Annotated in this window: 19 protein-coding genes; 12 read left to right on the plus strand and 7 right to left on the minus strand. The window is 52.4% G+C overall.

The window, feature by feature from the left end; translation table 11 throughout:
- Positions 1-19: 19 nt before the first annotated feature.
- From ATL17_RS08690 to ATL17_RS08710, 5 genes are all read right to left on the minus strand, one after another.
- Positions 20-979 carry a dihydrodipicolinate synthase family protein gene (locus ATL17_RS08690; protein WP_133572421.1) on the minus strand — a complete coding sequence of 320 codons (960 nt, stop codon included), beginning with the start codon at positions 977-979 and terminating at the stop codon, positions 20-22.
- Between the two features lie 83 nt (positions 980-1,062).
- On the minus strand, positions 1,063-1,785 hold the full coding sequence (locus ATL17_RS08695) for an amino acid ABC transporter ATP-binding protein (RefSeq protein WP_133572422.1): 723 nt from the start codon (positions 1,783-1,785) through the stop codon (positions 1,063-1,065).
- A complete protein-coding gene (locus ATL17_RS08700; RefSeq protein ID WP_133572423.1) occupies positions 1,782-2,444 on the minus strand; it encodes an amino acid ABC transporter permease in 663 nt (220 codons plus the stop codon). Before ATL17_RS08700 ends, ATL17_RS08695 begins: the two co-directional genes overlap by 4 nt.
- Before the next feature lie 16 nt (positions 2,445-2,460).
- Positions 2,461-3,126 carry an amino acid ABC transporter permease gene (locus ATL17_RS08705; RefSeq protein ID WP_208111170.1) on the minus strand — a complete coding sequence of 222 codons (666 nt, stop codon included), beginning with the start codon at positions 3,124-3,126 and terminating at the stop codon, positions 2,461-2,463.
- Positions 3,127-3,207: 81 nt separating this feature from the next.
- Entirely contained in the window at positions 3,208-4,014 is an 807-nt protein-coding gene (locus tag ATL17_RS08710) for a transporter substrate-binding domain-containing protein (RefSeq protein WP_208111171.1), read from the minus strand.
- 312 nt (positions 4,015-4,326) lie between these two features.
- Here ATL17_RS08710 and ATL17_RS08715 point away from each other — a divergent pair, with 312 nt between their 5' ends.
- The gene (locus ATL17_RS08715; protein WP_133572424.1) at positions 4,327-4,998 is read left to right on the plus strand and encodes a GntR family transcriptional regulator; all 672 of its coding nucleotides are present in this window, start codon (positions 4,327-4,329) and stop codon (positions 4,996-4,998) included.
- Between the two features lie 52 nt (positions 4,999-5,050).
- On the opposite strand, the gene ATL17_RS08720 is transcribed toward ATL17_RS08715, so the two are convergent.
- Positions 5,051-5,611: a peroxiredoxin gene (locus ATL17_RS08720; protein ID WP_208111172.1), complete on the minus strand. Its 561-nt coding sequence runs from the start codon at positions 5,609-5,611 to the stop codon at positions 5,051-5,053.
- Positions 5,612-6,032: 421 nt separating this feature from the next.
- On the opposite strand from ATL17_RS08720, the gene ATL17_RS08725 reads away from it, so the two are divergent.
- From ATL17_RS08725 to ATL17_RS08735, 3 genes are read left to right on the plus strand one after another with little or no spacing between them, the layout of a single operon-like run.
- Positions 6,033-7,388: an NAD(P)-dependent oxidoreductase gene (locus ATL17_RS08725; protein WP_133572425.1), complete on the plus strand. Its 1,356-nt coding sequence runs from the start codon at positions 6,033-6,035 to the stop codon at positions 7,386-7,388.
- Positions 7,389-7,401: 13 nt separating this feature from the next.
- The gene (gene preA, locus ATL17_RS08730) at positions 7,402-8,712 is read left to right on the plus strand and encodes an NAD-dependent dihydropyrimidine dehydrogenase subunit PreA (RefSeq protein WP_133572426.1); all 1,311 of its coding nucleotides are present in this window, start codon (positions 7,402-7,404) and stop codon (positions 8,710-8,712) included.
- Between the two features lie 47 nt (positions 8,713-8,759).
- Complete coding sequence (locus tag ATL17_RS08735) at positions 8,760-9,662, plus strand: DMT family transporter (RefSeq protein WP_281275887.1); 903 nt, start codon at positions 8,760-8,762, stop codon at positions 9,660-9,662.
- A gap of 3 nt (positions 9,663-9,665) precedes the next feature.
- On the opposite strand, the gene ATL17_RS08740 is transcribed toward ATL17_RS08735, so the two are convergent.
- Complete coding sequence (locus ATL17_RS08740) at positions 9,666-10,319, minus strand: TetR family transcriptional regulator C-terminal domain-containing protein (protein WP_246028670.1); 654 nt, start codon at positions 10,317-10,319, stop codon at positions 9,666-9,668.
- A 495-nt stretch (positions 10,320-10,814) separates the two neighbouring features.
- Here ATL17_RS08740 and aptA point away from each other — a divergent pair, with 495 nt between their 5' ends.
- The 8 genes from aptA to ATL17_RS08780 all read left to right on the plus strand — a co-directional run bounded on the left by aptA (position 10,815) and on the right by ATL17_RS08780 (position 20,385).
- Positions 10,815-12,140 (plus strand): omega-aminotransferase AptA, encoded by a 1,326-nt coding sequence (aptA, locus tag ATL17_RS08745; protein WP_133572429.1) that lies wholly within the window; start codon positions 10,815-10,817, stop codon positions 12,138-12,140.
- Complete coding sequence (locus tag ATL17_RS08750; protein WP_133572430.1) at positions 12,141-13,631, plus strand: CoA-acylating methylmalonate-semialdehyde dehydrogenase; 1,491 nt, start codon at positions 12,141-12,143, stop codon at positions 13,629-13,631. It begins immediately after the preceding gene.
- A gap of 30 nt (positions 13,632-13,661) precedes the next feature.
- Entirely contained in the window at positions 13,662-14,912 is a 1,251-nt protein-coding gene (locus ATL17_RS08755; protein WP_133572431.1) for a Zn-dependent hydrolase, read from the plus strand.
- A gap of 448 nt (positions 14,913-15,360) precedes the next feature.
- On the plus strand, positions 15,361-16,815 hold the full coding sequence (gene hydA / locus ATL17_RS08760; RefSeq protein WP_133572432.1) for a dihydropyrimidinase: 1,455 nt from the start codon (positions 15,361-15,363) through the stop codon (positions 16,813-16,815).
- An 8-nt stretch (positions 16,816-16,823) separates the two neighbouring features.
- Positions 16,824-17,609 (plus strand): ABC transporter ATP-binding protein, encoded by a 786-nt coding sequence (locus tag ATL17_RS08765; RefSeq protein ID WP_133572433.1) that lies wholly within the window; start codon positions 16,824-16,826, stop codon positions 17,607-17,609.
- Positions 17,599-18,498, plus strand: coding sequence for an ABC transporter permease (locus tag ATL17_RS08770; RefSeq protein ID WP_133572434.1), 900 nt, complete (start codon positions 17,599-17,601; stop codon positions 18,496-18,498). The genes ATL17_RS08765 and ATL17_RS08770 overlap by 11 nt, the downstream gene beginning before the upstream one ends.
- Positions 18,495-19,355, plus strand: a complete 861-nt coding sequence (locus ATL17_RS08775; RefSeq protein WP_133572435.1) for an ABC transporter permease — start codon at positions 18,495-18,497, stop codon at positions 19,353-19,355. The genes ATL17_RS08770 and ATL17_RS08775 overlap by 4 nt, the downstream gene beginning before the upstream one ends.
- A 37-nt stretch (positions 19,356-19,392) precedes the next feature.
- Complete coding sequence (locus ATL17_RS08780; RefSeq protein WP_133572436.1) at positions 19,393-20,385, plus strand: ABC transporter substrate-binding protein; 993 nt, start codon at positions 19,393-19,395, stop codon at positions 20,383-20,385.
- Positions 20,386-20,388 lie beyond the last annotated feature (3 nt).

Below are 20,388 nucleotides of genomic sequence, written 5' to 3' on the forward strand. Positions count from 1 at the left end.
GTTTGGCGTATTTTTTGAATTAGTCGTTGAGGGCCAACACGTCCGGTTGCTGGCTCCAATCTTTATACCAAGCGCGGAACAAAGCATATTGTTGTTCAACGTAATTACGCTGGGCATCCGACAATTTGTCGGTTTCGTTGAAGTGCAATTCATATTCGCTGTCGCCGTTGAGCACCATCAAATGCTTGTAATAAAGCACCAGATCTGCGCCCTCATCGAATGAGGACAGAACAGCCAAGGCTTCGTCCAGCTCATTGGCTTTTACCCGCGCAGCGGCGTTGCCAGTGGCTGCTTTTTGCGACAGGGCCACGAGGTGGAGCACTTCTTTTGGCAACGCATTGCCGATGCCTGTGATGGCACCACCTGCGCCGCAATTGACAAAGCCGTGCACAACGGTTGTGTCCACGCCGATCATCAACGTCACTTCGTCGGATTGGCTGGTGATATATTCCGCGGCGTAGCGCAAATCGTCTTTGCCGCCGAACTCTTTGAATCCGACCAGATTCTTATGGTCTTTGCGCAGATCAAAGAACAAATCAGCACGGGTGGCGAAGCCATAATATGGGCTATTGTAAATCACCGCTGGCAGATCAGGCGCTGCGTTCAAGATGCCCGCAAAGTGTGCGCGTTGCGCCGGGATGGATGTGCCACGTGACAGAACGCGCGGGATCACCATAAGGCCATGGGCGCCAACTTTTTGTGCGTGGGCAGCATGCTCTGCGGCGATTTTTGAGTTTACCGCGCCTGTGCCGACGATAGTTGGCACGCCAGCTTCCACCAAACGGGCCACGCCTGTTTGACGCTCTTCATCGGTGAGCAACGGCCAATCACCCATTGAGCCGCAATACACAACGGCAGACATGCCCGCCTCAATCAATTCTTTGCCCTTGCGCACCAACGCATCAAAGTCTGGCGTACGGTCCGCCTTACAGGGGGTCATCAAAGCTGGGATGCATCCCGTAAAAATATTCGCAGTCATTGCACCTTTTCCTTCGCAATAGCTATCTCTTGGCAGGGCGATTCCGCCCTGCACAAATTCGTTCTGTTATTCTTATAGAAAACCTATCGCACGTTGGCCAAAAACTTCGCCGTGTGCGCGCTTTCCGGTTTGCCGAAAATCTGTTCGGGTGGGCCAATTTCTTCCATCACACCTTGATGGAAGTAGGCCACGCGATCACTCACATCACGGGCGAAGCCCATTTCGTGGGTGACGCAAATCATGGTCATGCCCTCTTCTGCCAAAAGCCGCATTGTGTCCAACACTTCGCCCACCAATTCAGGGTCCAGCGCAGATGTGGCTTCGTCAAACAGCATATATTCCGGCTCCATCGCCAAAGCGCGGGCGATGGCCAAACGCTGCTGCTGGCCGCCGGACAAGGCTGAGGGGTACACATCGATCTTGTCGCTGAGGCCCACATGCTCCAGCTGGGCGCGGGCAATCTCGCGGCTTTCCGCTTTTGATTTGCCCTTCACAATGCGCGGGGCCAAGGCGACATTTTCTAGTGCGCTCAAATGTGGGAACGAATTCCACTGTTGGAACACCATGCCCATTTTCGTGCGCAATTTGTTGAGGTCAGTATCTTTGGCATGCACGGACACGCCATCGACCTTCACCTCGCCTTGTTGGATTGGCTCCAACCCGTTGATGCAATAAAGCAGCGTGGATTTGCCAGAGCCGGATGCGCCAATGATGGACAGCACTTCGCCTTTTTTGACATTGAGATCAATGCCCTTAAGCACATGCAGAGCGCCGAAATATTTGTGCAGTTCTTTAATTTCGATCATGACTGCCACTTCCTTTCAAGATGTGCTGCGTAGCGCGAGATGGGGAATGAGAGCGCGAAATAGAACGCGCCGGCTACTGCGAGCACAAGCAAGGGTTGTTGCGTACGCGTGATCAAATCACGCGCGACTTTCAAGAGTTCTGGATGGCCAAGCACGGATACCAGCGCACTGTCTTTCAGCACGCCAAGCGCCACGCCTACCCATGAAGGGAACACGGCGCGCAAGCCGATGGGCCACACCACATAACGCATGGTTTGCAAATAGCTCATGCCAAGCGACCGACCTGCGCGGCGCATGGGGGCGCCAACAGCCTCAATGCCGCCACGGGCCACATTGGCCACAAGTGCGGAGGTGTAAACACCCAGAATGGTGACACCTGCCCAAAATGGGCTGACCGCCAAGCCGATGACGTTGAACAGATTGTAGAACAGCACCAGTTGGATGATCAGCGGCACGGAGCGGAACGCGTCCAGAATAAACCCAACGGTGATGGCACCGACCACTTTGGATTCTGACAAGATCCAGCCAAAGAAGATGCCTAGGATTGTGCCGCCAGAAATCGAAAGCACGGAAATCAGCAAGGTTTGCCAAGCAGCTTGGGTTAGGAACCAAAGGTCTTTCGGGCCAAAGCCAGAGAAGAATGCGATTGAATCGTTCATTTATCCATCCCTCCCCTTAGTACCGGAACAAACGCCAGGACAGCAGCCTGGAGATGCCCAAAATCATTTTCACCATCACGTAATAGATGAGCGCGGTGACCGCGAAATACTCAAAGATACGGAAGGTCTTGAAGGCTTGCGCCTGTGTTTCACCTGCCAATTCACGGAAGCCGACAATCATCGCCAAAGAGCTCATCAACACGGCCCACACCAGCTGGTTGGTCATGGGGTGATAAACAATGCGGAACACTTGCGGGATGATGATCCGCGTATAGGCCTGTGTGGTTGACATGCCGAGCGAACGCGCCGCGCGCATTTGCGTATCCGGCACCGCCTGAAATCCGCCACGGAAATTTTCCGCCAGATAGCCTGCATTGTTAAAGGACAATCCGGCCAAAACAATCAGATAAGGCGTTAGGTGCAACCCGAAGGCACCCAACCCAAATGAGAAGAAGAAAAGCTGGAACAGAGCGGGCGTGTTGCGGGCGGTTTCAACCCATGCGGTGGCGATCCAAGACAAGTATTTTGGGCCACCCATGCGCAACAATGCCAACACCAAGCCAATGCCAATACCAATAATCATGGAGAGTACCGAAATCTGCAATGTGACCAAGCTGGCTTCAAGCAGCTCTGGCAATTTGCGGATCACCGGACGCCAGTGGAACGTGTAATCAAAGTTCACCGCGTCTCCTCCTTTGCTTGTGGTTGGAAGATCTGCCCGCAGCGCATGAGCGTCGCCGCGGGCAGATGGCTTGAATCTCGCTTAGTACATCACGCCAGGGATGCGCAGTTCTGGTGCGCTATCGCCAACATATTTCTGCCAAAGCTCTTCATAACGACCTGAACGCACCTGATGGGTGATGAACAGGTTGATATAGTTGAGCCAAGACACGTCTTTACGAGGGCCTGCAACTGAGGTGTAGTCTGTGGTCCACGGCATACGCGGGCCAGGCACAACGCTGTCATATTGGTCAGTTACAGGCTTCACCGCTGTGTTGGTGGTGATGCCTGCATCGGCTTTGCCTTGTGCCACAGCGAGGAACACTTCGTTTTCGCTCTGATAGCCCTGGTAAAGGTTCTCTTCGCCCCACTCTTCAGCAATTTTGAGCCACTCTTGCTCAGGCACGGTGCCCACAGCAGCGGCAACGCGCTTGCCCTTCATGTCCTCAAAGCTTTCGATGCCGCTATCTTTGCCGACAACTGCTTGCGCGAAGTAAATCGCGTAAGGAATGGAGAAGCCAACTGTTTTGGCGCGCTCTAGCGAGTCAGATGTGCCGCCGAACACGATGTCCGCACGGTTGGTGACGATGGCTGGCAAACGCTCTGCCCAAGTCACAGGGATGATTTCAGCATCAACATCAAGGGCTGCTGCCATGTCATTGCAATATTCAACATCAAAGCCTGCAGGTTCATTGTTCGCATCGCGGTAGCCAATTGGTGGAAAGTCCAACACCACAGCACAGCGCAGCACGCCATTGTTAATCACATCATCCAACTTATCAGCGAATGCTTGTGGGGCAGCCAAGCCTGCCACCATTGCCGCCATCGCAGCTACTTTCAAAAATTTCATAGTTTCCTCCCGGTTTTCGTGACGCAACCACTCCCCTTTGCTCATGGACCAACACCCAATCAGCGGCGTGGCCTTAAAAGCAGCGCAGGGACCAAACTTGCGCCTTGCATTTTTCTCTATATCATAAAATTGGATACAATCTACAATATTCTTTATAAAATATGCTATACCTTTGGATAAGTCGGCAAAAAACGCCTGAAAAGCAGGCACTTGCGGACAAGGCATTAATCTAGGCTTGGCGAAATGGAGGGGACTGGACTATGTTGTCGCAAAATCTGACTTTATATTTTCTGTGTTGGACAGATCGGACTTATGAAATTTAATGCAACCAATGTGCGCGCGTCTGCGTCGGCCGCAGATTTGATTTTTGAAGCGCTGCGCGAAGCGATTTTTACAGGCGAAATTGAAGCGGGCGAGCATTTGCGGCAGGACGCACTGGCGGAGATGTTCAACACATCACGCATCCCTGTGCGCGAGGCCCTCTCCCGCCTTGAGCAGCAAGGTTTGGTGAAAACCGAGCGCTATCGCGGCACGACGGTGACTTCCCTTTCCGTTGACGAAGTGCGCGAGATTTTTGAGTTCCGGGCGCTATTGGAAGGTGAAGTGATCCGCTATGCGGTGGAGAATATGGATGATGCGACGTTGGATGTGGCGCGGCGTGCTTGTGATGCGTTTGCGACGGAAACAGATTCGGCCAAATATGGCGATTTAAACCGTGACTTCCATTATGCGCTTTATGCGAAGGCAGAGCGCCCCTATCACCTCAAAATTGTGAACCAAGCACTTGATCGCATTGAAAGCTATTTGCGGGCGCAATTGGTGCTGACCAATGGCATGGAACGGGCACGCCGGGAGCATTTGGGCATTTTGGAAGCGTGCGTGGAGCGCGATGCTGCCAAGGCCGCGCAATTGACACGCGACCATATTTTGGGCGCAAGCGCCTCTTTGATCCAGTTTTTGGAAAAACGCGATAGCGCAAAATAAAAGGCGCGTTGAAACAACGCGCCTTCTTTAATTCACTCAAGCCTAAGCCTGATTATGCAACTTGCTCTTGATCGAATGGCTTGTTGTCGCGCAACCATGCCAAAACATGCTCTGGGCTAGACACATCATATGGGTCTGTTGCGCAATCATCTTCAAAGCCTTCTTCTGGGAACCAGCCCACCAAGATGCCATCGTCAATGATCGCCGCATAACGCCATGAGCGGTAGCCAAAGCCAAGATTGTCTTTTTTGACCAACATGCCCATTTTGCGGGTAAATTCGCCTGAACCATCTGGGATCAAACCAACATTTTCAACGCCTTGGTCTTTACCCCATTTGTTCATCACAAATGCGTCGTTCACGCTCAAGCAATAGATCGCGTCGATGCCTTCTTCCTGAAACTCACCGTGCAGCTTTTCGTAGTTCGGCAACTGGTAAGTTGAGCAAGTTGGGGTGAACGCGCCTGGCAATGAGAACAGCACAACGCGCTTACCTTTGAAATAATCGTCAGTTGTTTTTGCTTCCCAACGGAATGGGTTTGGGCCTTCAATTGACTCATCACGAACGCGAGTCTGGAAGGTCACTTTAGGGAGTTTCATGCCAACATGAGCCATCGTATTCACCTCGATTTTCACAAATTCTTTTGACTATTCACACACATAGCTTCCCTCAGCCGTTTTACGGGCATGCACCTCAAAAAGAAGGATTGGAAAGCAACTATAGAATGCGAACAATTCGCATGAGTGCTGTTAATGCATATTGATGAAACTAACAAGACATGTTTGCCCTTGTGCACCAAAATGCCGCGTTTTCTACCCGACAAACGATTGAATTTGCAGCTTGTTCCAAAGCAATCCACATAGGCATAATTAAAAATTTGACCTTTTGATAAAAATAATTCAAGATTTTGATATCGGATCGCGATTTTTGCGTGGCAACTGCCCAACCCCATGGCTGGGACGTCAAAAAGTTTGAGGAGACTTTGAGACGATATCGCTGCTTCTAATTTCGCGGCAAATTAGGGAGGGGTGAACAATGTCTGATCGACAGCCATTGTCGCGCGACGTGCAAAGCGCACGATTGAGTGCAGCAGAATATGATGAAAATTTTTCGGACCTACACGCACCGTTAGATTGGCATGAAGCCAAGGTGGAGGCAGAGCGGTGCTATTTTTGTTATGACGCGCCGTGCATGACGGCCTGCCCCACTTCAATCGACATTCCCCTTTTCATTCGACAAATCTCCGCTGATAACCCCACCGGGTCAGCGAAGACAATCTTAAATCAGAATATTATGGGCGGCATGTGCGCTCGCGTTTGCCCTACGGAAACGTTGTGCGAAGAAGTTTGCGTCCGCGAAGTAGCGGAAGGCAAGCCTGTCAAGATCGGTCAGTTGCAACGCTATGCAACAGATCACTTTATGGAAAGCAAGCGCCCTCACCCCTTCACCCGCAAAGCAGAGACCGGCAAGAAGGTCGCCATCGTTGGCGCTGGGCCTGCGGGCATGAGCTGCGCGCACCATTTGGCCCGTGAAGGCCATGACGTGACGGTGTTCGAAGCACGCAACAAGCCGGGCGGCCTGAATGAATTCGGCATTGCCAGCTACAAATCGACTGAGAATTTCGCGCAACGCGAAATTGAGTTTTTGCTGGAGATTGGCGGCATTGAAATCAAAACCGGCCAGCGACTGGGCGAAGAAATCGCGCTCGACCAGTTGACCAGCGATTATGACGCTGTGTTTTTGGGGCTTGGCCTTAAAAACACCAACCGCCTCAACCTTGAAGGCGAAAATGCGCCCGGGTGTGAAGATGCAATCGACTATATTGCGGCGTTGCGGCAGGCAGAGGATAAGTCGATCCTTTCCGTTGGGCGCAATGTTGTGGTGATTGGCGGCGGCATGACGGCCATCGATATTGCCATTCAGACCAAATTGCTTGGCGCTGAGAATGTGACCATTTGCTACCGCCGTGGCCAAGATGCGATGAATGCCAGCCTTTATGAGCAGGAATTGGCGCAGACCCATGGCGTTAAGATCATGCATTGGCGGCAACCAAACAGCATCAAGCTAAATGAACAAGGCGAGGTTTGCGGACTTGAGGTTGAAACAACTTCTGATGCAAGTGGCAAACTTTCCGGCACTGGCGAAATGCAAATTATTCAAGCCGATCAAATCTTTAAAGCGATTGGTCAAAAATTTGATTCAACCCTTTTGAGCGACCATCAGGTGGAGCTTGAGCAAGGTCGGATCAAGGTGAGCGACACGCGGCAAACCTCACACCAAAAGATTTGGGCGGGCGGCGACTGCATTGTCGGCGGCGAAGATTTGACCGTGGTGGCCGTGGAAGATGGCAAGATCGCCGCGCAACATATCAATTCAGTTTTACAGGGTTAGGAGGAGAAACATCATGGCTGATTTAACCTCAAATTTTCTAGGCATTTCGTCTCCCAACCCGTTCTGGCTGGCCTCTGCACCGCCAACTGACAAAGCTTACAATGTAGAGCGCGCATTTGAAGCGGGCTGGGGCGGTGTCGTTTGGAAAACACTCGGCTCAGAAGGCCCGCCAGTGGTGAATGTGAACGGCCCGCGCTATGGCGCAATTTATGGCCATGATCGGCATTTGATCGGGCTGAACAATATTGAGCTGATCACTGACCGCGATCTTTACGTGAATTTGAAAGAAATCACCGAGGTCAAGAAACGCTGGCCGGATCGCGCGCTTATCGTTTCACTGATGGTACCTTGTGACGAGGAAAGCTGGAAGGCCATTCTGCCGCTGGTAGAAGAAACTGGCGCGGATGGTATTGAGCTGAACTTTGGTTGCCCGCACGGCATGAGCGAACGTGGCATGGGTGCCGCCGTTGGCCAGGTGCCGGAATATATTCAAATGGTCACTGAATGGTGCAAGAAATACTATTCAAAACCTGTGATCGTGAAGCTGACGCCGAACATCACCGATGTGCGTTACCCAGCACGCGCGGCCAAAGCAGGCGGCGCGGATGCTGTAAGCCTGATCAACACGATCAACTCAATTGTTGAAGTTGATCTCGACAATTTTGCGCCTGTGCCAACAATTGACGGCAAGGGCTCACATGGCGGCTATTGTGGGCCAGCTGTGAAACCGATCGCCATGAATATGGTGGCGGAAATTGCACGCGATGTAGAAACCGCAGGTCTGCCGATTTCAGGGATTGGCGGCATCACCACATGGCGCGATGCGGCCGAATTTATCTCCCTTGGTTGTGGCAATGTGCAAGTGTGCACCGCTGCCATGACCTATGGCTTTAAAGTGGTGCAGGAAATGATCACCGGGCTGAGCGATTGGATGGATGAAAAGGGCATCAATTCCATCGATGAGTTTATGGGCCGTGCGGTGCCAAATGTGACGGATTGGAAATATCTCAACCTCAATTACGTCACCAAAGCCAAAATCAATCAGGATTTGTGCATTGAATGTGGCCGCTGCCACATTGCCTGTGAAGACACATCGCACCAGGCAATCACCAACATGGTAGATGGCAAACGCCACTTTGAGGTGATTGACGAAGAATGCGTGGGATGTAATCTATGTGTGAATGTCTGCCCAGTTGATGATTGCATCACCATGGAACCTATCGCCGGAATGGACCCACGCACGGGCAAGCCAATCGATCCAGAATATGCAAACTGGACGACCCATCCAAACAATCCTAGCGCCAATACGGAGGCGGCAGAATAACACAAGAACCCGCCTTATCAGCTGAGCGCCACCATTTCAGGCGCACAATAGATGGCCGCGAAAAACTTCGCGGCCATTTGGCTATGATATTGTTTTCCGTGCTGATTGCGGCGTCATTTTCCTTTGGTGCGCTGGCCGCCCCTTTTATCGATGCTGGCGCTTTAAGCGCATCCCGCTTCGTACTGGCCTCTATCGTGATGGCCCTCATCGCCTATTTCACCCGCGTGCCGCTGACTGAGGGCAAAAGAATATTGCCCGCCAAACCGTATCGGTTCTTGATCCTCGGGTCGCTGATGGGTGTTTATTTCGTGACTATGTTCGAAGCGCTGCAAATCGCGTCGCCCGTTTCAACCGGGGCGGTGTTCACACTGATGCCGATTATCTCGGCTGGATTTGGCGTGGTGTTTCTGGCCCAGCGTGTATCGCCGCGCATGATGATTAGCTTATTTATCGCAGCGATTGGCGCGATCTGGGTGATTTTCCGTGGCGATTTAGATGCGCTATTGTCCTTCAATATTGGGACGGGCGAAGCCATTTTCTTTGTCGGCGTGGTGGCCCATGGTGCTTATGCGCCGCTGGTGCGACGGCTCAATCAAGGTGAGCCGGTTGTGCAATTCTCATTCTGGACATTGGCCGCATGTGCCTTATGCCTGAGCATCTATGCCATCTATGGCATTATGGAAACGGATTGGCTCAACCTGCCCGCAGTGGTTTATTGGGCTGGGCTTTATCTGACGATATTCACCACGGCCCTCACCTTTTTCCTGCTGCAATATGCCAGCTTGCGCCTGCCTGCATCGAAGGTGATGTCCTATGGCTATTTGACGCCCAGCTTTATCATTTTGATTGAGGGCGTGAGCGGGCGTGGCTGGGTGAACCCAAGCGTTGCCGTTGGCGCATTGGTGACCGTGTTGGCGCTTGCTGTCTTGGCCTTTGCCAAGGAGGGATAGACGCTAGTCCGCTTTCAACAGGGAGGTGAAAAGCTGTTCCAAATAGGCTTTGGTGGTTTCGAACTGCGCAGGATCATCAATGCCCTGCCCCATCACCACTTTTACCTGCACTTCGAAATCGGCATAATGCTGGGTGGTGGCCCAAATGGAGAAAATCAAATGCCGCGCATCAACTTTTTTGATGCGCCCTTCGTCCATCCATTTGTCCATGATTTTGGATTTCTCAAGGACAAGATTGTTGATTTCACCTTCAAGAATGGGCTTGATGCGCGGTGCGCCCTGCACGATCTCATTGGCGAACAAACGGCTTTCCCGTGGGAAATCTCGCGCCATTTCGATTTTGCGGCGCACATAGTTCAAAATCTCTTCTAAAGGATCGCCATCCTCTGAAAGCTCACGCAATGGCGCAAGCCAAGAATCCAACAAACGCGACAGCAGCGTTTCGTGAATATCCTGCTTTGATTTGAAATAATAAAGCAGGTTGGGTTTGGACATCCCTGCTTCTTCAGCAATCTGATCAATGGTGGAACCCCGAAATCCGTTCTGAGAAAAGACTTCCAGCGCGGCTTCAAGAATCTTTTTTTCATTTGCACGTTGAATGCGCGTGCGCCGTTTTGGCGTATGAGTTCCGGCCCCAACCATCGACAATTCCTTCATTCTTTGAACTTGTCGACATGCGTGTGGACAAGTGCTGGTCGGCAATCGCAGATTGTGCGTACCGACTTTCCCGCATTACATAAACTTATCATACCCAAACGTCCAGCGCATATAACCAAGACCTTCGTTTATAAAGAACTGAGCGCGGAACCAAATCAATTTTATCAAGTAAAACAATGCGCTTTCCAATTATTCAAGGCAGCAAAAATGCTGTAAACTCTATTGCGAACTTGCACCGACACTTAAGCGAACGCCTTGGGACAAATCCGTCCAATGATCAACTTCGTTTTTACCTGTTTCCGCACCACCTCTATTTGCGCCCAGTCCTAAAATTTCTCTCGACACTGTCGCGAATTTGCTCAACAGTTTGCGCTTGACCAATTAAATAGACTTGCTAAACTTTGATCAAGCAGTCAATTTTTTGCAAAGTTTTTTTCAACTTTTATGCACCTGATTGATCTGCATCTATTTTTGCGTAAGGGGAGGTGCGCATTAATGTCAGATGCCACAAATGTGCCTAATGATCTAAACGCGTTTTGGATGCCGTTTACGTCCAATCGCCAATTCAAAAAACAACCGCGCATGTTTGTGGGTGCAAAGGATATGCACTACACCACCAGCGATGGCCGAGAGGTGCTTGATGGCACGGCGGGTCTGTGGTGTTGCAACGCGGGCCATTGCCGTCCCAAAATCACTGAAGCGATCCAGCAACAGGCTGGCGAATTAGATTATGCGCCGGCGTTCCAAATGGGGCACCCGAAGGCGTTTCAATTGGCCAATCGGCTGGTCGACATAGCGCCGAAGGGCATGGATCATGTGTTCTTCACCAATTCGGGTTCTGAATCAGTTGAAACCGCGCTCAAGATCGCCCTCGCCTATCATAAGGTGAAAGGCGAAGGGTCGCGCACCCGCCTTGTGGGGCGTGAGCGCGGCTATCATGGGGTGAATTTTGGTGGTATTTCGGTAGGTGGCATTGTGGCCAACCGCAAGATGTTTGGCACCTTGCTGACAGGCGTTGACCATCTGCCGCACACCCATTTGCCGGACAAAAATGCATTTACGCGCGGCGAGCCAGAACATGGCGGCGATTTGGCCGATGAGTTGGAGCGGATCGTGGCACTGCATGACGCATCCACAGTGGCGGCTGTGATCGTTGAGCCTGTCGCTGGGTCGACGGGCGTTTTGATCCCGCCCAAAGGCTATTTGAAGCGATTGCGTGACATTTGCACCAAGCACGGTATTTTGCTGATTTTTGACGAGGTGATCACCGGGTTTGGCCGTTTGGGCTCGCCTTTTGCGGCGCAGCATTTTGATGTGATGCCGGATATGATCACCACAGCCAAAGGCTTGACCAATGGCGTAATTCCGATGGGCGCGGTGTTTGTGAGCAATGAAATTCACGACGCCTTTATGAATGGCCCGGAACATCTGATCGAGTTTTTCCACGGCTACACCTATTCCGGCAACCCGATTGCCAGCGCAGCGGGTTTGGCGACGCTGGAGACGTATGCTGAGGAAGGACTTCTGACCCGCGCAGCCGAGTTGGATTCTTATTGGGCGGATGCGTTGCATTCTCTCAAAGATGCAAAGCATGTGATCGACATTCGCAATATCGGGCTGATTGGCGCGATTGAGCTTGAGCCGATTGCCGGGGAACCAACCAAGCGGGCTTTCTCATGCTTCTTAGATGCATATGATCGCGGCCTGTTGATCCGCACGACTGGCGACACCATCGCCCTGTCTCCGCCACTCATCATTGAAAAATCGCATATTGATCAATTGGTGGACACCTTACGCACTGTTTTGAACGAGGCCGCATAAATGAATATTGTCCAAAATGCCATCAATGGCCAAAGAGTAACATCCACCTCTTCCAACCGCGTGCCAGTGTTTAACCCAGCGACAGGCGAGCAAAGCGCAGAATTGCCACTTTCCTCCGTGGATGAAGTGAATGCTGCCGTTGCCGCTGCAAAAGCTGCTGCGCCCGCTTGGGGCGATACGCCTGCACTGAAACGCGCGCGTTTTATGTTTCGGTTCAATGAATTGTTGAACCAACATGCGGACGATATTGCGCGGGAGATTTCCAAAGAGCATGGCAAAACCCATGATGATGCGCTGGGCGAAGTGGCCCGCGGCATTGAAGTGGTGGAATTTGCCTGTGGCATCCCCTCTTTGCTGAAAGGCGACTTTAGCCGCAATGTGGGTCCGTCCGTCGACACGGTGGCAGACCGCAAGCCGCTGGGCGTTGTGGCAGGCATTACGCCGTTCAACTTTCCAGCGATGGTGCCCATGTGGATGTACCCGGTGGCCATCGCCTGCGGCAATACCTTTGTGTTGAAACCGTCGGAGCGTGATCCATCAGCCCCCATGTTGGTGTGGGATCTGTTTCAAGAAGCGGGCTTCCCGGATGGTGTGTTGAATGTGGTGCATGGCGATAAATTGGCCGTAGACACATTGCTGGACCATCCCGACGTGAAGGCCATCAGCTTTGTGGGCTCCACGCCTATCGCGGAATATGTTTACAAACGCGGCACCGATGCAGGCAAGCGAGTACAGGCACTCGGCGGTGCGAAAAATCATATGATCGTGATGCCTGACGCGGATATGGACAAAGCTGCAGACGCCTTGATGGGCGCTGGCTACGGTTCGGCCGGCGAACGGTGCATGGCGATTTCTGTTGCAGTGCCCGTGGGTGAAAAGACCGCCGATGCATTGGTGGCGAAGCTGAAGCCGCGCGTTGAAGCGCTTAAGGTTGGTCCTGCTACGGATAGTGATGCCGAAATGGGCCCGCTGATCACCAAGGCGCACCAAGATAAAGTGCTGGGCTATATTGATGAAGGCGAAAAGGCCGGAGCCGAGCTTGTTGTTGATGGTCGAGGTTACGCGCCGCAAGGTTATGAAGAGGGCTATTATGTCGGCGGCACCCTGTTTGATCGGGTCACCACCGATATGTCGATCTATAAGGAAGAGATTTTCGGCCCCGTGCTCTCTGTGGTACGCGCCAAAGATTATAGCGAGGCCGTGGATATGATCAATGCGCACGAATATGGCAATGGCACCGCCATTTTCACCCGAGATGGCGACGCAGCGCGCGAATTCGCCGACAAAATTGAGGTCGGCATGGTGGGCGTTAACGTGCCGATCCCAGTGCCTGTGGCGTATCACAGCTTTGGCGGTTGGAAGCGCTCTTCCTTCGGTGCGCACGGCATGTATGGCCCCGAGGGCGTGCATTTTTACACACGGTTGAAAACCATCACCACAAGATGGCCGGGCGGAATTAAAGAAGGCGCAGTCTTCACTTTTCCATCGTGAGGAACCAAAAAGAATTAAGGGAAGAGACCAATGACAACACTTGGGACAAATCATAAAATCAACGGCGACCGCCTTTGGGACAGCTTGATGGACATGGCAAAAATCGGTCCCGGTGTGCGCGGTGGCAATAACCGCCAGACAGTGACCGACGAGGATGGCGAAGGCCGCCACCTGTTCCGCAAATGGTGCGAAGAGGCTGGCATGAGCATGGGCGTTGACCAGATGGGCAATATGTTTATGCGCCATGAGGGTACGGACCCGGATGCCCTGCCCGTTTATGTTGGCTCTCACCTCGACACCCAGCCCACTGGCGGCAAATATGACGGGGTACTGGGTGTTCTGGCTGGCCTAGAAATTGTCCGTTCCTTGCGGGACATGAACATTAAAACAAAGCGTCCGATTGTGGTGACCAACTGGACAAATGAAGAAGGTACTCGATTTGCCCCGGCGATGCTCTCGTCCGGGGTTTTTGCTGGGATGCACACGCAAGACTGGGCCTATGATCGCGAAGATGCAGAGGGCAAAAAGTTTGGTGCCGAGCTGGAGCGGATCGGCTGGAAAGGCGAAGAGAAAGTTGGCGACCGTAAGATGCACGCTTTCTTTGAGTTGCATATTGAGCAAGGGCCAATCCTTGAGGCCGAGGGCAAAGATATTGGCGTGGTGACCCACGGCCAGGGGCTTTCATGGACTCAAGTGACCGTGACGGGCAAAGAGAGCCACACCGGCTCGACCCCGATGCCCATGCGCAAAAATGCTGGGCTTGGCATGGCGCGGATTTTGGAATTGGTTGATGAGATTGCATGGTCGCATAAGCCAGATGCTGTGGGCGCTGCTGGCCATATTGATGTTTATCCAAACTCGCGCAATGTGATCCCCGGCAAAGCCGTTTTCACAGTGGATTTCCGTTCACCAAACTTGAGCGTGATCCAAGATATGGAAAAGCGGCTAGCCGAAGGCGCAAAGAAGATTTGTGAAGAGATGGGGCTTGACGTCAAACTTGAAAAAGTCGGCGGTTTTGACCCTGTGGAATTTGACAAGGATTGCGTGAAGGCTGTGCGCGATGCGGCGGAGCGTTTGGGCTATTCCCATCGAGACATCATTTCCGGCGCGGGCCACGATGCTTGCTGGATCAACCGCACTGCCCCCACCGCCATGGTGATGTGCCCTTGCGTTGATGGCTTGAGCCACAATGAGGATGAGGAGATTTCACGAGAGTGGGCTGCTGCTGGGGCAGATGTGTTGTTCCACGCGGTAGTGGAAACAGCGGAGATTGTGGAGTGAGGGTTGTTGCGTTGAACCAGCAGAATTGTGAGCTAGTAAAGCGTGCGTATCGTGACGGAAGACCCGCAAAATATCGGGCATTTCCAAAAGAGTCGAACCAGGTAGAGGATGAAGTAGCCTTCGAAACAGAGCGAAAACTAGCCGAATTCATCTTAAAGAATCCAGGTTGGAAGTCCTATTTTCATAATAAGACGACCAACCAACGTAATCAGTACGTTGCAACAGTCCGATAGCTGGATAGTCGGCAAATCAAATTGCTCAGGCTATTTTGAGTGTGGAGGACATAAGAAAAGCCCCGCGTCCTACAAGTGGTACGCACAACAAACACCCCGACATCAGATCGGGTAAAACCAAACGACCGGAAAATCCGGCGCAGTCATTAAAGATCAACTCTTAGATCTAAGAGGAACGAATAACGGCTCAAAAGAGCGACCCATAGGAGGAACAAATGGCATCGAAAGTGATCAAAGGCGGGACGGTTGTTACCGCGGATTTGACTTATGAGGCGGACGTCAAGATTGAGGGTGGCGTGATCACGGAGATTGGGCCGAACCTTTCTGGTGACGAAGTGTTGGACGCCGCAGGTTGTTATGTGATGCCGGGCGGGATTGATCCGCACACCCATATGGAAATGCCGTTTATGGGTACTTATTCCAGCGATGATTTTGAAAGTGGCACGCGCGCGGCGTTGGCGGGCGGCACCACGATGGTGGTGGATTTTTGCCTGCCGAGCCCCGGCCAATCGCTGCTGGAAGCGCGGCAGATGTGGGACAATAAATCCACGCGGGCGAACTGTGATTATTCCTTCCATATGGCGGTGACCTGGTGGAGCGAGCAGGTGTTCAATGAAATGCCGGAAATTACCAAGCAGGGCATCAACAGCTTCAAGCATTTTATGGCCTATAAGGGCGCGTTGATGGTGGAAGATGATGAGATGTATGCCTCCTTCAAGCGGTGCGCCGAGATTGGCGCCCTGCCGCTCGTTCATGCGGAAAATGGTGATGTGGTCGCGCAGTTGCAGGAGCAGTTGCTTGCTGAGGGCAATAATGGGCCGGAGGCACACGCTTATTCGCGTCCACCGGAAGTGGAAGGCGAAGCGACCAATCGGGCAATCATGATTGCGGATATGGCGGGCGTGCCAGTTTACATCGTGCACACCTCCAGCGAACAGGCACACGAAGCCATTCGTCGGGCACGGCAAAATGGCATTCGTGTTTTTGGCGAACCATTGATCCAGCACCTCACGCTTGATGACAGCGAATATGCCAACAAGGATTGGGACCATGCGGCGCGGCGCGTGATGTCACCGCCTTTCCGCAACAAAAAGCACCAAGACAGCCTATGGGCTGGCCTGCAATCTGGCAGCTTGCAAGTTGTGGCGACGGACCATTGTGCCTTCACCACCGAGCAAAAACGTTATGGCGTTGGCGACTTCACCAAAATTCCGAATGGCACAGGCGGGTTGGAAGACCGGATGCCAATGTTGTGGACTTATGGGGTGAACACAGGCCGCCTGACAATGAATGAGTTTGTGGCCGTGACTTCTACCAACAGCGCCAAAATCCTCAATATGTATCCGAAAAAGGGTGCTGTTCTGGTGGGTGCTGACGCGGATTTGGTGGTTTGGGATCCAAACAAAGAAAAAACCATTGAGGCCAGCACGCAGCAATCTGCCATTGATTACAATGTGTTCGAAGGCAAGCATGTGAAAGGCCTGCCTCGCTTCACCTTGAGCCGCGGCAAAGTGGTGATTGATGATGGCGCGGTGAAAACCGAAGAAGGCCACGGCAAGTTTGTGGAACGCGAGGCGTTTAGCTCCACCAACAAAGCACTTTCAAAATGGAAAGAGTTGACCGCGCCACGTAAAGTTGAGCGCACTGGTATCCCGGCGAGTGGGGTATAGACCAACTGATGGAGCAGCAAACTGTAATCCAAACACAGAATTTGGACCTGACATTTAAAACCAATGATGGCCCGGTGCATGCGCTGAAAGGCATTGATCTCAGCATTGAGCGTGGCGAGTTTGTGTCGTTTATCGGGCCTTCTGGTTGCGGCAAGACCACGCTTTTGCGGGTGATTGCGGATTTGGAAAAGCCGACGGGCGGTACCATTGAAGTGAATGGCATGACGCCTGAAGAAGCGCGCAAAAAACGGGCTTATGGCTATGTTTTTCAGGCCGCAGCGCTTTATCCTTGGCGCACAATTGGGGCGAACATTGCTTTGCCGCTTGAGGTGATGGGCATTGAAAAAGCCAAGCGCGAAGAGCTTGTGAAAAAGAACCTTGAGCTGGTCAATCTGGATGGATTTGCCAACAAATTTCCGTGGCAGCTTTCCGGTGGTATGCAGCAGCGTGCCTCCATCGCCCGGGCGCTGAGTTTTGACCCAGATATGTTGCTGATGGACGAACCGTTTGGGGCGCTTGATGAGATTGTACGGGACTATCTCAACGAGCAATTGCTTGATCTTTGGGCGAAGACCAAAAAGACTGTTGTGTTTGTGACCCACTCCATTCCCGAGGCGGTGTTTCTTTCTACCAAAATTGTGGTGATGAGCCCTCGCCCCGGCCGGATTCACGAGATTATTGATTGTGATCTGGGTGACAATCGCACGCTTGATATTCGCGAGACACCGCGTTTCATCGAAATTGCACACCAAGTGCGTGAGGGCCTAAAACTGGGGCATGCCGATGACGAGTAGCCGAGATGGATTTGCCGCTTTTTTACATGATCGCCTGATCCCGATCGGCACGGTGCTGCTTGGTATTCTCATGCTGTGGTACGTGTTCACGGTGGTGCTGAACGCGCCGTTTGAGCGCGATCAGGCTGCGCGGGCGGACACTGAGATTTCCACCACGCAGCTGATTACCAACACAATGATGCAAAAGCGCCCTATTTTGCCTGCGCCGCATCAAGTTGCCGTGGAGATTTGGGAAACCACCGTCGAGAAGAAGATCACGTCGAAAAGATCGTTGATCTACCACACGTGGGTGACCCTTTCCTCGACGTTGCTGGGCTTTGCCATGGGCACCGGACTGGGTATTTTGCTGGCGGTGGGAATTGTTCATTCACGGGTTTTGGACAAAAGCCTGATGCCGTGGATCATCACATCGCAAACCATCCCTATTTTGGCCATCGCACCGATGGTGATTGTGGTGTTGAACGCCATTGGCATTTCGGGGCTTTTGCCGAAAGCTGTGATCTCGATGTATCTCTCATTTTTCCCTGTGGCGGTGGGCATGGAGAAGGGCCTTCGTTCGCCCGAAGTGATGCATTTGGATTTGATGCACACTTATAATGCTAGCCGCAGCCAGGTATTTTGGAAGTTGCGCTGGCCTGCATCTGTGCCGTTTCTCTTCACGTCAATGAAGGTGGCGGTAGCGATTAGCCTTGTGGGTGCAATTGTGGGTGAATTGCCGACGGGTGCCTCCGCCGGATTGGGCGCGCGGCTGCTGTCCGGCTCCTATTATGGGCAAACCATTCAAATTTGGTCGGCGCTGATTGCAGCGTCCCTGCTGGCAGCGGCGTTGGTTATGGTGATTGATCTTATTGGTCGCTCAGTGACCCGACGCATGGGGATGGCGGCATGAATTGGACATGGATCATTGCAGCATTGGTGTTTTGGATGGCGACTTGGGCCACCAATCAGATGCTGGCGAACAAACGTTTCGAAGATAGGACCGTTCAAACGGGCGTCGACATTTTCATCCCCATCCTGTTTGGCGCGGCCTTGCTGATGCTGTGGGAAGGGATTTGCCGCGGCTTTTCCATTCCAACCGTTTTGCTGCCACCGCCATCCATGATTTGGGCGCGGATTACGGCATCGGTTGATATTTTATGGGCTGATTTCCAACAAACCTATTTGAAGGCGGTTTTGGCCGGCTATGCCATGGGCTGCGGCGCTGGCTTTATTGCGGCGATCATTGTTGATCGGGTGCCATTCTTGCGCAAAGGGCTGTTGCCTGTGGGCAATCTTGTGGCGGCACTGCCGATTGTGGGCATGGCGCCGATCATGGTGATGTGGTTTGGTTTTGACTGGCCGTCAAAAGCCGCAGTCGTGGTGATCATGACCTTCTTCCCCATGTTGGTGAACACGGTTTCCGGCCTTGCGGCCACCGGGCATATCGAACGCGATTTGATGCACACTTATGCATCGAGCTATTGGCAAACGCTGATCAAGGTGCGCTTGCCAGCCGCAATGCCTTTCATCTTCAATGCGCTAAAAATCAATTCCACACTGGCATTGATTGGCGCAATTGTGGCCGAGTTTTTCGGCACCCCCATTGTTGGCATGGGGTTCCGCATTTCCACGGAAGTGGGGCGGATGAATGTCGACATGGTTTGGGCTGAGATTTTTGTCGCAGCCCTTGCTGGCTCCCTCTCCTATGGGCTGATCGCCCTATTAGAGAGGGCGGTAACTTTCTGGCATCCTTCATACAGATCATAACAAAAACCAAGGCTGCCAATTTCAAGAGGAGACGACTATGAAGACGAAAATAACGTTGGCCTTAAGTTTGGCAGCAAGCCTAGTGGCAGCAGGGCCTGCCCTCGCCGCAGATAAGCTCACTCTTCAGCTCAAATGGGTCACCCAAGCCCAGTTTGCTGGATATTATGTGGCCAAGGATAAAGGCTTTTATGACGAAGTTGACCTTGATGTTGAGATCAAGCCAGGCGGCCCAGACATTGCCCCACCACAAGTGATCGCTGGCGGTGGTGCTGATGTGATTGTGGACTGGATGCCATCTGCCTTGGCCAGCCGTGAAAAAGGCGTGCCTTTGGTCAATATCGCCCAACCCTTCAAACGCTCTGGCATGATGCTGACCTGCTTGGAAGAAACAGGCATTAAATCGCCGGATGATTTCCCCGGCAGAACGCTTGGCGTTTGGTTCTTCGGCAATGAATATCCATTCTTGTCGTGGATGAGCCAATTAGGCATTCCAACAGATGGCAGCGATGGCGGCGTGACCGTTCTGAAGCAGGGCTTTAACGTTGATCCATTGCTGCAAAAGCAAGCCGATTGCGTTTCAACAATGACTTACAATGAATATTGGCAGATCATTGACGCAGGCATTTCAGAAGATGATTTGGTGACCTTCAAATATGAGAATGCGGGCGTGGCCACATTGGAAGACGGTCTATATGTGCTGGAAGAAGATCTTGCCGATCCAGAGATGGTCGACAAGCTGGCACGCTTTGTCGAAGCGTCTATGAAGGGTTGGCACTATGCCGAAGAAAACCCAGATGAGGCTGCGGATATCGTGTTGGAGAATGACGATACTGGCGCGCAAACAGAAGAGCATCAACGTCGCATGATGCGCGAAGTGGCGAAGCTGACTGCTGGCTCAGATGGTCGTTTGTCAGAAGAGGACTATAACCGCACAGTGGAAACATTGTTGGCAGGTGGTTCTGATCCTGTGATTTCAGAAGTGCCGCAAAATGCTTGGACAACTGCAGTGACAGATAAGATGGGCATGTAAGCT

The sequence above is a fragment of the Maritalea mobilis genome, from assembly GCF_004363175.1.
Classification (GTDB): domain Bacteria; phylum Pseudomonadota; class Alphaproteobacteria; order Rhizobiales; family Devosiaceae; genus Maritalea; species Maritalea mobilis.

Bases quoted from the DNA above. Each gene is read 5' to 3' on its own strand.
- ATL17_RS08725 (WP_133572425.1), top strand. From the start codon at position 6,033: ATGTCTGATCGACAGCCATTGTCGCGCGACGTGCAAAGCGCACGATTG.
- ATL17_RS08755 (WP_133572431.1), top strand. From the start codon at position 13,662: ATGACAACACTTGGGACAAATCATAAAATCAACGGCGACCGCCTTTGG.
- hydA (WP_133572432.1), top strand. From the start codon at position 15,361: ATGGCATCGAAAGTGATCAAAGGCGGGACGGTTGTTACCGCGGATTTG.
- ATL17_RS08700 (WP_133572423.1), bottom strand. From the start codon at position 2,444: ATGAACGATTCAATCGCATTCTTCTCTGGCTTTGGCCCGAAAGACCTT.
- ATL17_RS08715 (WP_133572424.1), top strand. From the start codon at position 4,327: ATGAAATTTAATGCAACCAATGTGCGCGCGTCTGCGTCGGCCGCAGAT.
- ATL17_RS08710 (WP_208111171.1), bottom strand. From the start codon at position 4,014: ATGAAATTTTTGAAAGTAGCTGCGATGGCGGCAATGGTGGCAGGCTTG.
- preA (WP_133572426.1), top strand. From the start codon at position 7,402: ATGGCTGATTTAACCTCAAATTTTCTAGGCATTTCGTCTCCCAACCCG.
- ATL17_RS08765 (WP_133572433.1), top strand. From the start codon at position 16,824: ATGGAGCAGCAAACTGTAATCCAAACACAGAATTTGGACCTGACATTT.
- ATL17_RS08690 (WP_133572421.1), bottom strand. From the start codon at position 979: ATGACTGCGAATATTTTTACGGGATGCATCCCAGCTTTGATGACCCCC.
- aptA (WP_133572429.1), top strand. From the start codon at position 10,815: ATGTCAGATGCCACAAATGTGCCTAATGATCTAAACGCGTTTTGGATG.
- ATL17_RS08750 (WP_133572430.1), top strand. From the start codon at position 12,141: ATGAATATTGTCCAAAATGCCATCAATGGCCAAAGAGTAACATCCACC.
- ATL17_RS08780 (WP_133572436.1), top strand. From the start codon at position 19,393: ATGAAGACGAAAATAACGTTGGCCTTAAGTTTGGCAGCAAGCCTAGTG.
- ATL17_RS08775 (WP_133572435.1), top strand. From the start codon at position 18,495: ATGAATTGGACATGGATCATTGCAGCATTGGTGTTTTGGATGGCGACT.
- ATL17_RS08720 (WP_208111172.1), bottom strand. From the start codon at position 5,611: ATGGCTCATGTTGGCATGAAACTCCCTAAAGTGACCTTCCAGACTCGC.
- ATL17_RS08770 (WP_133572434.1), top strand. From the start codon at position 17,599: ATGACGAGTAGCCGAGATGGATTTGCCGCTTTTTTACATGATCGCCTG.
- ATL17_RS08740 (WP_246028670.1), bottom strand. From the start codon at position 10,319: ATGAAGGAATTGTCGATGGTTGGGGCCGGAACTCATACGCCAAAACGG.
- ATL17_RS08695 (WP_133572422.1), bottom strand. From the start codon at position 1,785: ATGATCGAAATTAAAGAACTGCACAAATATTTCGGCGCTCTGCATGTG.